Annotated in this window: 14 protein-coding genes; 3 read left to right on the top strand and 11 right to left on the bottom strand. The window is 31.8% G+C overall.

Annotated elements, in window-relative coordinates:
* Nucleotides 1–31: 31 nt before the first annotated feature.
* Nucleotides 32–1375: a sodium:alanine symporter family protein gene (locus tag JJD95_RS09245; RefSeq protein ID WP_291642618.1), complete on the bottom strand. Its 1344-nt coding sequence runs from the start codon at nucleotides 1373–1375 to the stop codon at nucleotides 32–34.
* A 533-nt stretch (nucleotides 1376–1908) separates the two neighbouring features.
* On the bottom strand, nucleotides 1909–2439 hold the full coding sequence (locus tag JJD95_RS09240) for a dihydrofolate reductase family protein (protein WP_291642616.1): 531 nt from the start codon (nucleotides 2437–2439) through the stop codon (nucleotides 1909–1911).
* Nucleotides 2440–2682: 243 nt separating this feature from the next.
* On the opposite strand from JJD95_RS09240, the gene JJD95_RS09235 reads away from it, so the two are divergent.
* Nucleotides 2683–2856, top strand: a complete 174-nt coding sequence (locus JJD95_RS09235; protein ID WP_367114797.1) for an ATP-binding protein — start codon at nucleotides 2683–2685, stop codon at nucleotides 2854–2856.
* 310 nt (nucleotides 2857–3166) lie between these two features.
* Here the strand turns inward: JJD95_RS09235 and JJD95_RS09230 are convergent, their stop codons facing one another.
* From JJD95_RS09230 to JJD95_RS09200, 7 genes are all read right to left on the bottom strand, one after another.
* The gene (locus JJD95_RS09230) at nucleotides 3167–3406 is read right to left on the bottom strand and encodes a glutaredoxin family protein (protein WP_291642614.1); all 240 of its coding nucleotides are present in this window, start codon (nucleotides 3404–3406) and stop codon (nucleotides 3167–3169) included.
* Between the two features lie 14 nt (nucleotides 3407–3420).
* Nucleotides 3421–4365 (bottom strand): FAD-dependent oxidoreductase, encoded by a 945-nt coding sequence (locus tag JJD95_RS09225; protein ID WP_291642612.1) that lies wholly within the window; start codon nucleotides 4363–4365, stop codon nucleotides 3421–3423.
* A 136-nt stretch (nucleotides 4366–4501) separates the two neighbouring features.
* Entirely contained in the window at nucleotides 4502–5614 is a 1113-nt protein-coding gene (locus JJD95_RS09220) for an FAD-dependent oxidoreductase (protein ID WP_291642610.1), read from the bottom strand.
* Nucleotides 5601–6638 carry an ABC transporter ATP-binding protein gene (locus JJD95_RS09215; RefSeq protein ID WP_291642608.1) on the bottom strand — a complete coding sequence of 346 codons (1038 nt, stop codon included), beginning with the start codon at nucleotides 6636–6638 and terminating at the stop codon, nucleotides 5601–5603. Before JJD95_RS09215 ends, JJD95_RS09220 begins: the two co-directional genes overlap by 14 nt.
* A 187-nt stretch (nucleotides 6639–6825) precedes the next feature.
* The gene (locus tag JJD95_RS09210; RefSeq protein ID WP_291642607.1) at nucleotides 6826–7518 is read right to left on the bottom strand and encodes a TVP38/TMEM64 family protein; all 693 of its coding nucleotides are present in this window, start codon (nucleotides 7516–7518) and stop codon (nucleotides 6826–6828) included.
* Between the two features lie 214 nt (nucleotides 7519–7732).
* Entirely contained in the window at nucleotides 7733–8386 is a 654-nt protein-coding gene (locus JJD95_RS09205) for a peroxiredoxin-like family protein (protein ID WP_291642605.1), read from the bottom strand.
* Nucleotides 8387–8729: 343 nt separating this feature from the next.
* Complete coding sequence (locus JJD95_RS09200) at nucleotides 8730–9404, bottom strand: Crp/Fnr family transcriptional regulator (RefSeq protein WP_291642603.1); 675 nt, start codon at nucleotides 9402–9404, stop codon at nucleotides 8730–8732.
* A 353-nt stretch (nucleotides 9405–9757) separates the two neighbouring features.
* On the opposite strand from JJD95_RS09200, the gene JJD95_RS09195 reads away from it, so the two are divergent.
* Both JJD95_RS09195 and JJD95_RS09190 read left to right on the top strand, forming a co-directional pair.
* On the top strand, nucleotides 9758–9988 hold the full coding sequence (locus JJD95_RS09195) for a glutaredoxin family protein (RefSeq protein ID WP_291642601.1): 231 nt from the start codon (nucleotides 9758–9760) through the stop codon (nucleotides 9986–9988).
* Nucleotides 9989–10040: 52 nt separating this feature from the next.
* Entirely contained in the window at nucleotides 10041–10691 is a 651-nt protein-coding gene (locus JJD95_RS09190; protein ID WP_291642599.1) for a peroxiredoxin-like family protein, read from the top strand.
* Nucleotides 10692–10866: 175 nt separating this feature from the next.
* Here JJD95_RS09190 and JJD95_RS09185 read toward each other — a convergent pair whose 3' ends face one another.
* Both JJD95_RS09185 and JJD95_RS09180 read right to left on the bottom strand, forming a co-directional pair.
* Nucleotides 10867–11313, bottom strand: a complete 447-nt coding sequence (locus JJD95_RS09185) for a hypothetical protein (RefSeq protein WP_291642598.1) — start codon at nucleotides 11311–11313, stop codon at nucleotides 10867–10869.
* A gap of 165 nt (nucleotides 11314–11478) precedes the next feature.
* Nucleotides 11479–11788: transposase (locus JJD95_RS09180; protein ID WP_291642596.1), on the bottom strand; the 310-nt coding region annotated here is incomplete at its 5' end.

Genomic DNA, 11788 nt, shown 5'->3' with positions numbered 1-11788 from the left:
CCTGTATTTTTTTAAAATCACTTAATTAAATTTATTTTTTCTCTTGGCTACCATCTTCGTAATTTTTCAAAGACTTTTTAACTAAAGCTCCAAGTCCTACTAATGCAATTAAATTGGGGATAATCATTAATCCATAAAAAGTATCCGCGAGTTCCCAAACTAGTTCTACCTTTAGAGCTGCGCCTAATACAATAAATACAAGAACTAAACCCCTATATTTATTTAATGCTTTTTTACCAAATAAATATTTAACATTGGTTTCTCCAAAGAAATACCAAGCTACTATGGTAGAAAAAGCAAAGAAAAATAATGCTATAGCTATAAAGGGTCCTCCAGCAGTCCCCATACCATTAATGAAAGCTTTTTGAGTTAGAGCTATACCAGTAGTTTTTCCATCCATTGCTCCTGTGGTTAATATAACAAGTGCAGTTAATGTTAAAATTACAAAGGTATCGATAAATACACATATTATCGCAACCAGACCTTGCTCAGCTGGATGTTTAACTTTTGCAAGTGCATGTGCATGTGGTGTTGAACCCATTCCTGCTTCATTAGAAAATAATCCTCTTGATATACCATACCTCATAACTTCTTTCACCGTAATTCCTACTGCCCCACCAGCAACAGCTTGAGGGTTAAATGCACCTACAAATATCATATTAAATGCTTGTCCTAAATTTTTAAAATTCATTATAATAATTGCTAAACTACCCAGTATATAAAATACAGCCATAACTGGAACTACTTTTTCAGTAAAACCTGCAATACGACCTACTCCCCCAATAAAAATCATTCCAGCTAATATTGCAACTATAACACCAACTATTAAACGAACAACAATATTTGAGCTCATTGCTGCACTTATTGAGTTAGTTTGTACCATACTACCTATAAATCCAAATACAATTATACTCATTACAGCAAAAAATGCTGCAAGCTTTTTACTTCCAAGACCCTTACTAATATAGTAAGCAGGCCCCCCTACAATCTCGCCTTCAACCTTTTGTTTAAATTTTTGAGCAAGCACTGCTTCCGCAAAAATGGTTCCCATTCCAAAGAAAGCACTTAACCACATCCAAAATATAGCACCTGGTCCACCTGCTACTATAGCCGTTGCCGCACCAGCTAAATTCCCTGTTCCTACTTGTGCAGCCATTGCAGTTGTCATTGCTTGGAACGAAGACATTCCATCTTTTCCTGCTTTACTTCCAATTTTAACTCCTCCAAAAGCCTTTTTAAATGTTTCTTTAAATTTTCTTACTTGGACAAATTTAAGATTTATTGTAAAATAAATTCCAGTACCACATAACAAAAGTATTAATATATACCCCCACAAAACACCGTTAATACTTTTTACAATTGATAATAAGTCCATAAGACACGTCCTCTCAAGTTATTTGAAAATTTTTCATGTTAATAAATCATATTTTTCCAAAATTGTTTGTAATCATTTACCGATACATTGTACCATATTTCTCATATTTGTCAGATTTTTTTGTCACAATGTGTTATTATTTTTGTACAATAAAAAAACACCATGCGTTAACATAGTGTTTTCCATAGTGTGACTAAACCTATAAGCCGAGTTTTGTATTTGACCTTTTCATTATTTATATGGATTTTCTTATATCTGCTAGTATTGATTTTACTGTGTTTGATAGGTTTTCTACATTAAATTATATTTATTTCTGTTTAATAATATTTTCAAAACTTTCCAGTGATAAAAGTCATCTTCAACTATAAATTTTTTCATAATTAAAATCATTCCTTTCTCGAGGCACAAAACGTCCGTGTAGCAATGGAACCAAAACGGCAACATTAATGTACGAATCGTTGCCGTATCCCTTAATGATCTTGAAGAATGAAGTAGATTAAATCTCATATGCAAATTATTTCCTTGAAATATAACTATCTTTTGCTATATATCAATATTGTAATTCCATCATTAACTGTTACTTTATCAAGGTGCAAATCAATTTTCGAATAATCACCTTTAAATAATAATCTTCCATTACCTAGAATTGTTGGAATAATTCCAATAATATATTCATCTATTATATCTGCTTTAATAAATGCATCGGTTAAACCAGCACCTCCAAACAACCAAATATTACCATCATGATTTTTTTTCAAATCTAGTATTCTGCCACATATATCACAATTAACAAATTCTACATTTTCTCTGCTCTCTAAATCTCTTGAAGTTGCAACAACAATTTTCTTATCCGCATATGTTTCAAGTCCAAATAATACACAATCTTCATAGGCTTTTGATCCCATTACAACTGTATCGATACTTCCCATAAACTCGGAAAAATCGAACGTCTCCTTTGAGTCATTGTTATTATCACCATGACCAACAATCCAATCAAATCCTCCATTATTATCTGAAATATAACCATCCAAACTAATTGCTAAGTTTAAAATTATCTTTCTCATATAAATTCTCCTTATGTTCTATATTGAATGTTTTTCCCAGAATACGCTAATTCCTTTCTTGATTTTTTATAACTCCTCAGCCTTTCTTCTGCAAGTATGCCTTCGTTAATTGCCTGCTTTACTGCACATTTAGGTTCACTCCGTTCGAGTTTAAGTGTCTACAATACTATACTAACACCAACTTTGTAAAATAGCCCTTATTCCCCCTTTGGGAGGGGATTGGTAAAAACGCCCAAATAGAATATTTATAGATTATTCATAAAAATTAATCATATTCGTCATACAATATGGAATGGAATTTTTTACGATGAAAAGCTTACTAGTGCTATTATTGACATACTTGTTCATCACAATCATTTATTAGTCTTTACCGGCCCAAGTTACAGATTAACACACTCAACCACGAATCCCCAGTAATAGGAATATAATCAAACGCTGGTGGTCTAAAAATAAAATTTCATTCTACACTTATACCAACGACATTAAATATCTCTAGAAAGCACGTTGAGTGGGGGGGGAGTTCATTTTGATAGGATGATAAAAAAAAGCCATGAAAATCATAGACTTCCACCGCTCTGTTTGAATAAAATTAATTATAAATTATGTTTTCAATAGTATTAGGTTATAGTTAGCAACTATCTTCTACTGTAAATCAACATAGCAATGCCATCATTAACTGTCGCTTGGTCACTGAATACAATTTAAGTATCCAGTTACGATATCACTCTTATTTACTTTTGTTTAATCCAATAGCCTCATCAATTGCTGCTTTGTCAAACCCGATGATAACTTTGTCATTGATTATAATTACTGGAACACTATCTTGTCCTGAAATTCTCTCCATTTCATCCCCTGCAGCATCATCCTCTTGTATATTAATATCTGTATATTCCAAATTATTTAAGTCGAAATATTTTTTTGACTTTTGGCACCATGAACAAGTTGGTAACGAATAAATTTTTATCATTTTTAACACTCCTTCTAGTTTTTTCGTTGTTTTGTAATATATCTCTCAGCCATCAAGGAAGCCACTGCTCCATCCCCTACCGCTGTTGAAACTTGTCTAAATTGTTTTTTTCTAATATCCCCTGCTGCAAAGACTCCTTTAATATTAGTTTCAGTTGATTCTCCAGCTAATATATATCCCTGCTCATCTACATTTATGGAGTCCTTAAAAAGCTCTGACTGTGGAAGCATTCCCACATAAACGAATATTCCATCAATTTTAACATCAATAATTTCTTGAGTTTTTAAGTTTCGCACACTTACACCCTCTAACTTTTTCTCACCATAGGCACTAACTATTTCTGAATTCCACATGTATTTTATTTTAGGAATACTATATAATTCATCCTGGATTGATTTTTCTGTCTTAATACTTTCTCTGCGGTGTATCAACGTTATATTATTCGCATATCTTGAAAGATATATCGCGGCTTCTGCTGCTGAGTTTCCACCACCAACCACTATGATGTTTTTATCCTTATACATAAACCCATCACAAAGTTCACAATAATGAATACCTTTACCATAGTATTTAGATTCCTGAGCTATAGGTAAACTTCTATGCTTTGCGCCACTTGTTATAATTACAGCTAAGGGTTTATAGATAGCACTTGCAGTTTCAATAATTTTTTCTTCGTCACTAAATTTTATAGATACTATCTCATCAAATTCATCAATTACTGCTCCGGATTTTTCAGCTTGCTCCATCATTCTACTGGTCAACTCTTCTCCAGTAATTTCAATGAATCCTGGGTAATTTTCAATCCTATAAGTATTTCGAATCTGACCTCCCATAACTCCATTCTCAAGGAGTAGTGTATTTATCATTGCTCTCCCACCATAAATAGCTGAGGTAAGTCCTGCCGGGCCACCCCCTATAATTAATAGGTCTATCACTTTGGAGGGTTTTTCTTTTATCATAAAAATCACATCCTATTTTTTTAATATACTAGTTTGTCACATTTCACATATCTATTGTATTTTCATTATAAATTATTATCTCCTAAGATTCTGTAAGATATTTCACATACCTAATTTATTAATTGTCAAACTATTCTTAATATTTAAACTTTCCCATAAATCCACGATCAATATAGTCCTTCAATTTCCAGCTTAGTCTCCCCATATTAACCATTCTCTTATACTGCATAATTCCTTTTTTATTCCCAGCAGATATAATAGCCAGATAGTCTATCTGAGGTATATATTCCTTTAATCCTTCATTGTCGATAAATTTCAGTATGTTGTTAAAGAGGTATGGGGCTTCCCTAATAGCATAAACACCAACCTTCTTTACATATTCGAAATCAGAAAAAGAAATACAGTCTCCCGCTCCGAAAATAAAAGGATAGTCAACTGACTGAAGATAGCGATTTACCATCATATAACCAGCCTTATCAACAGTAAGCCCTGAATTCTTATACATTGGATTTGACTTTGCTCCGGCAGCCCATACTAAAAAATCATATTTTATTTGTTTTCCAGATTCTATGTAAATACTATTTTCTGAAACATTTGATATTTTATTTTGGGATAAAATTTCAATTTTATCTTTCATAAGCTTTTTTAAGGTCTTTTCTCTGACGTTTTCATTGTACCCCTTTAATATTGAATTCCCACTGTGCACCAAAGTGACTTTTACGTTTTTCTCCATTTTGTCAGACAGGACTTTTAACGCAAATGCTATTTCAATCCCCGCAGCTCCTGCACCTACTATTACCACTTGACTTTCTTCAAACATCTGCTCTATAAAATTTTTACGTAGCTTGAATAGGTTTTCTAATGGCTTAACGCAATATGCATATTCCACAACTCCCTGAGTATTTTTCCCTGCCATTTCAGACCCTGTATCCACAGAAATCACATCAAAAGATACTGTTTCATGATTTTCTAGTTTAACACATCTATTTTGAACATCAATTCCAGTTACTCTACCCTCTATATATTTAACCCTACTCTTCTGACACATTTTCTTTAAATCAAAGGACATGTCCTCCTCTTTGTAGATTCCTTCCACATATCCAGCAGCCATTCCTGAGTAATACTGATATTGACCTGCAGTCACAAGAACAACTTCAAGTCCTGGAATGTTTTTCAAACAAAATTGCTTTATAAGGAATACATGGGCATGACCACCACCCACGAGCAGTAACTTTTTAGTTTTTTGCATAATATTCACCCTCTTCCTTTTGCACAAAGTGAAGGTTATTTGTTGGAAATATAATTCCTACCCTTTGTCCTAGCTTTAAAACCTCATTTGAAAAATCTTCAACAAGTAAATTTACATTTCCGTCTGTTACTCTATAGGTTGCTTGTTTGCCTGTTACTTTACACTCCACTACAGTGTAATCATTTCCACTAAAATCAATCTTAATCTGATGTGGCCTTAGTAGTAGTTCAATATTTTCCCTTGTATTAGTCTTAACCGTAAAATTGCCAATAATACTATTGAAAATATTCCCTACTATTTTACCGGGAATGAAGTTGCACTCACCCATATAGAGTGCTGTAGTTTTATTTATAGGTTTGTAATAAATATTTTGTGGTGTATCTATTTGTGCTATGTGCCCCTCTACAATGAAAGCAATTGAGTCAGATAGCGCAAGGCTTTCATTTCTGTCATGGGTCACAAATATAATGCTAGCGCCCTCAGTCGCCTGTATTAATTTAATTAGTTCACCCATTTCACTCCGAAGTCCCGGATCAAGGCTAGAAAATGGCTCATCCATAAGTAAAATTTGAGGCCTAGGTGCCAATGCTCTAGCTATTGCAACCCTCTGCTGTTGTCCGCCTGAAATCTCAGAGGGCATTCTCTTTTCAAGCCCTTCAATCTGTAAAAGCACAAGAAGCTGCTTAGTCCTTTCCATCATTCGTTTTTTATCCCACTTTTTTACCTCAAGGCCAAAGCATATATTTTCTTCAACCGTCATATGAGGAAAAAGTAAAGGTGACTGAAAAACATACCCAATATCCCTTTTTTCTGCAATAAGCTTAGTTATGTCAGTATCATCAATGATAACACTTCCAGTATCAGGTGTAAGAAGTCCTGCTATAATGCGGAGAATAGTTGTTTTTCCTGCTCCCGATTCTCCTAATATTGAAAGTAGCTCTCCCGCTTTAACTTTGATACTGATATTATCCAGAATTTTTAAATTCCCATATTTTTTTGAAATATTATCAAGAATAATTTTCATATAAACCTTTCCCTCTTTTGAATTTCTTTTGTCATTCTATTTTTTACTCCCTTCAATTTTGCATCATTCTATATTATTCAAATAAGTAATTATCAATCTTGTTCTTTTTACGGGACAACAGGTCTGCAAGAAAAAACACAGATATATTAACCAAAATAAATATTACCCTTATCTTCAAAAGCGTACATTATTTACTTCTCTTTTTTATAATTACTTTAATAAGATAACTAAATATAAAAATAATAATAGCTGATATAACTAAAATAGTAATGATCTTTGAATAAGAGCTGAGTTTAGACATTTCATTACCTAAAACTACATAAGCGATGGTTCCAGGTATCATACCAATGCCTGTAGCAACTAAAAATGGAGTTAATTTCATGTTGCTTAAGCCTGCAGCATAGCTTAAAAAATCAAAAGAAATAAATGGTAACAGTCTCCCTACTAATATAACCTTAACTCCCTGCTTATTACTTATTTCATCAACCTTTTCCCATAAACCTTTTGTAGATTCGAATTTTTTCACAAAAGCCTCTCCGAAAACCCTAGATAAATAAAATGTTCCTAACGCTCCAAGCATCGCTCCAAACCAAGAAATAAAAGTACCAAGCCAAATACCAAAAACTGCTCCATTAGCCCCGGTAATTAAGAAAGCAGGAATTGGAGCTATAAAGGCTTGTAGGAGCATAAGTAGAATACTTAATATCGGTGCAGCAATGCCCCAGGATCTAATTATATTTGCAACCTGTTCTATGGATCCCTTTGAGAGCATGTCAATTATATTTTTAAACCTTGCTCTGTATACATAAGTAAGAAGTAATACTGTAATGAACGAAACCAAATAAATAATATGTTTTTTACTTAACTTCTTTAACACCATTAAATTATCCTCCAAGTTTTTATTCCATTAAATCTTTAGTAAGCTAATTTGTCATTTTACTATATTTAATTACTTTATTAAATCTTATTATGCCTGTTAAAAATAAAATGTAGGCTCAAATCTTCCACGCCATCTAGTGTCAATCATTTTAACGCCACCTTTTAAACAATTCTTATAGTTAAATCATATTTTTAGATCCTGCATTACAATATAACTATTTTATTATAGACAATATGCTCAAAATATCTATAGGCTCCATTCTCTCTGTATAGTCTAAATTTACAAAAGAATAACGAATAAGAGCATTTTTATCAATTATGAAGGTAGCTGCTAAAGGCAGTGACCATTTTTCGCCCATATTATACTCTGAGAGATTTATTCCCATTGCTTCATAAACCTCCCGTAAATAAGTAGGCACTTCAAACAATATATTATATTTTTCTGAAGTTTCTCCATCTATGTCTGTTAGGAGTTTAAAAGTAAGGTTATTCTTTTCTGCTACACTAATTGATTTTTCTTGTTTTTGTGGGCTTATGGCTATAAGCTCAGCACCTTCTGCTTGTATTTGAGGAAATATATCTTCATAAGCTCTAAGTTGAAGATTGCAATATGGACACCAAACCCCTCTATAAAAAGTAAGTACTACAGGACCGTTTTTTAATTTCTCGTATAACTCAATATCATTTCCTAAAGTATCTTTTAATGTAAAGTTAGGGGCCCTGCCACCGGCTTTTATTCCTTTTACCTTTCCTGTTTCTTGTAACTCCTTTATAGCTCTACTAAATATTTGTTTTATTTCATCAGGTGTTTTTTCTTTAGCAATATCTTTTAATTTTTTAATTTCTTCTTTTAAGCTCATGTTATGCATTTTTATCTACCTCTCAATTATAATAATTTAATATGTTATTTGTATTATAAATTAAATCAATAAATTATTATGTAAAATTCTTCACATAACAATAGACCATCAGCTACTTTTTACAATTAGTTCACATGTCTATATATTTAAAAAGAACAGCTAAATTTCATTTTTTAGCTGCCTCTTATAATACCCAGTAATGTATATTATGATTTACTATCTAATTTATCTTGCGAAAACTTTTTTTGCAAATGCCTCAACCTTATCTTAAAAAAAAGTAATTTTATAAGCTTATTCTGCCACTCTTTAAATGAGTTCTTTAAAACCTTTAGAGATGGCTTCTTTAATATCCTTACTGAAATACTGACAGCATTTCTTTTCTTAAGCCAATGCTCATTCTTCCCGTTATTATAACCTCTTCCTTAACTAATTCATTTAAAGTTGAGGTAACAGATTCTCTAGTAGAACCAATCATATTGGCTAATTCCTGATGACTTAGAGCCAGGTCAATGGTTATAATTTCGCCTTCCTCATTTCCAAATTCATTAGCCAGTTTTATTAGCCAATACATCAGCCTTTGTTTTATATCATAATTTGCTAACTGTTCCAACATTAGATTTTGTTCATTTATTTTTTCACCCATTCTTTTTAAAATATTCATGAGAAGCTTAGGTCTTCCCACCAAAAACGCTTCAAAATCATCATCCTTAAAAAGGCAACGTAGAGTATCCTCAATGGTCTCAATATATGTATCTTTAGTTTCCATAGAAAAAAGACTAGTTTCACCAAAAGTATTCCCATGACCAATAATTCCAATAGTGAATTGCTTTCCACTGGAACTCAATTTATATATACGTAACTTACCCTTTTTTACTAAATATAATCCTAAATGGCTACTATCTGGTGTTTGTATTATTGTATGTTTAGGGATAGTAGACATATGTGTTACACCATTAATCTTTATTAAATCCTCTTTTGGTAAGTTTGAAAATATTTTTATTTGTGACAAGTACCAAAGCTTTTCCATAAATCCACCCCAAATTGTTTATATTTTTCACTAAAAGTTATGTTACAGTGATTATATCATAAATGGAAGCATTCTAAGGAAACTCGCTTACATATTTTATATACTATTTGACTTAACCCAAATTTTATTTTTTAATGTTTCACCTATTATAGTATGAATGAACAGCCTCATTTCCCTGCTCAAAATAACTAGCACTAACGGATATGCCATACTTACCTTCCAAACTAAATTCTCCTATTTTAAGATTATTAAATAAATGTGGGTTGATAGTATGTGAAATACCTTACATATGCTTTAATTGTTAAAGGTTATACTATAGTCAATACAAAATATTTAAGACTGGAGGGATTCAAATGAAAAAAGTTGTTATTTACACTAGTACTTCTTGCATGTTCTGCCACGCGGCAAAGGATTTTTTCAAGGAAAATAATATTGTTTATACTGAATATAATATATCTGAAGATAAAGAAGCTAAAAAAGAACTGATAAAAAAAGGATATCGCTCTGTTCCAATTATTAAAGTTGATGACACGGAACTAGTTGGTTTCGATAAAGATTTAATTAGTTCCTTATTGGGATTGTAAATTACTTTGCACAATGGTTTATGGAATAAAAAAAATAGATGGAGGTAATACAATGGATTTAAAATTTGAATTAGCAAAAGTAAATGAAAACTTTATGAAGGTAGCCCCAAAAGATATTATTGATTTATTTAAAAGACAAGCAGAAAAGCTTGCACATAAGGAAATAGAAAAAACCGCTTTAAAACCAGGTGATAAATTACCTGATTTTGAACTTGAAAATAGTATTGGTGAAAAAATAAATTCTTACGATTTATTATCTAATGGCCCCTTAGTTATAAGTTTTTATAGAGGGAAATGGTGCCCATATTGTAATTTAGAAATACAAGCGTATCAAGAAATTCTTCCTGAAATAAGGGATTTAGGTGCTCAATTAGTAGGTATTTCACCTGAACTACCAGACAATTCTATGTCTTTAGTAGAAAAATACTCATTAAAATTCGAAATTTTAAGTGATATTGATAATAAATTAGCAAATAAATTTGGTTTAACTTATTACGTTGAAAAAGAATTACAAGAGGCTTATAAAAATCTCGGTATCGATTTGGTTTCATCTCAAGGAAACAGTAATTATGAATTACCAGTTCCAGCAACATATGTAGTTAACAGCAATGGTACTATAGTTTTAGCATTTATTGATACAGATTACACAAAGAGGTTGCAACCTAGTGGAGTCATAGAAACGCTTAAAGGCTTATACAGTTAATTTTATTAAAGCTAATGATATTCTTTTATAAAAAAGTCATGACCCCATAGAAGCTATCTCCTATGGGGTCACTTTAATAAAGTATAATTATATTTATATTTCTAATTTTTCTATCAACACACTAATATGTTTTCTTCCTCATAGAAAATGTACTGTTGTATTTGCCACATATAGATTATCTGACTTTATTAAAATGAGTTAAAATATGTTTGCTAACCAAAAAAATTAGTGGAAACAGTATGAGAAGCTGAACCACTGGAATTAGAGCAATATTGGTATTTGGAAATAATGGCATATTTTCACTATACGCCCATCTTCCATTATGTAAAGCGCTAATTTCAAAATAAAAGCTTAAGAATAAGGCATATAAAATCATAATCACCCATTCCTTTCTATCCCACTTTTTCATAAACCACTCCAATTCACCATTAACAATTGATAATAAACTATATAATGCCAGCGTCATGATTACATCCCCAAAAGTAGCACTAATCATTAATCTTGTATGATTGCTCAAGTCATCCACTGTGAAGAATATACTACATTGGCTATATTCCCATACTGCTTGAAATATTGTAGATACAATAGCTATAACAAAAATATTCCTCAGAAGTTTTTTCATCTTATCACCACGCTAAAACTTATTTTCCCTCTTAAAGTCATGTTTCTCCATTTTATCATTCTAATGCTACCCCAAGTCCGTCAGCAATTCTATTAACATAAGTGAACTCACTTCCACTTATAGAAGTGGATGCTTCTTGGGTAGTATATCCTAGCGGAGATAAATTTACCAAGCTAACAAGGTAGAACCAACCTCTTTTATATTTATACTGGCATTGAAGTCTCTATCTATACTAAGACCGCAATATTCACAGATATATATTCTATCCTTTAACTGCAGATTTTCATTTATATTCCCACAACTACTACAAGTCTTAGATGAGGGATACCATTTGTCTACTTTGATAAGTTGTTTTCCCTTATCTTCTAATTTGTAGTTTAGAAAACTTCTGAACATACCAAAACCATTATCAGTAAGATTTTTAGCTAATTTTAATGTTTGAGCCATTGCTCTTAGGTTTATATCCTCAACTATT

Origin of the sequence: Clostridium sp., from assembly GCF_016650035.1 — a bacterium.
Taxonomy (GTDB): Bacteria; Bacillota; Clostridia; order Clostridiales; family Clostridiaceae; genus Clostridium_AD.
The sequence above is the reverse complement of the archived record's forward strand: the minus strand, read 5'-3'. Positions and strand labels throughout refer to the sequence as shown.

Coding starts and splice junctions, on each gene's coding strand:
- JJD95_RS09215 (WP_291642608.1), bottom strand. CDS start 6,638: ATGAAAATTATTCTTGATAATATTTCAAAAAAATATGGGAATTTAAAA.
- JJD95_RS09210 (WP_291642607.1), bottom strand. CDS start 7,518: ATGGTGTTAAAGAAGTTAAGTAAAAAACATATTATTTATTTGGTTTCG.
- JJD95_RS09195 (WP_291642601.1), top strand. CDS start 9,758: ATGAAAAAAGTTGTTATTTACACTAGTACTTCTTGCATGTTCTGCCAC.
- JJD95_RS09205 (WP_291642605.1), bottom strand. CDS start 8,386: ATGCATAACATGAGCTTAAAAGAAGAAATTAAAAAATTAAAAGATATT.
- JJD95_RS09245 (WP_291642618.1), bottom strand. CDS start 1,375: ATGGACTTATTATCAATTGTAAAAAGTATTAACGGTGTTTTGTGGGGG.
- JJD95_RS09185 (WP_291642598.1), bottom strand. CDS start 11,313: ATGAAAAAACTTCTGAGGAATATTTTTGTTATAGCTATTGTATCTACA.
- JJD95_RS09200 (WP_291642603.1), bottom strand. CDS start 9,404: ATGGAAAAGCTTTGGTACTTGTCACAAATAAAAATATTTTCAAACTTA.
- JJD95_RS09190 (WP_291642599.1), top strand. CDS start 10,041: ATGGATTTAAAATTTGAATTAGCAAAAGTAAATGAAAACTTTATGAAG.
- JJD95_RS09220 (WP_291642610.1), bottom strand. CDS start 5,614: ATGCAAAAAACTAAAAAGTTACTGCTCGTGGGTGGTGGTCATGCCCAT.
- JJD95_RS09225 (WP_291642612.1), bottom strand. CDS start 4,365: ATGATAAAAGAAAAACCCTCCAAAGTGATAGACCTATTAATTATAGGG.
- JJD95_RS09240 (WP_291642616.1), bottom strand. CDS start 2,439: ATGAGAAAGATAATTTTAAACTTAGCAATTAGTTTGGATGGTTATATT.
- JJD95_RS09230 (WP_291642614.1), bottom strand. CDS start 3,406: ATGATAAAAATTTATTCGTTACCAACTTGTTCATGGTGCCAAAAGTCA.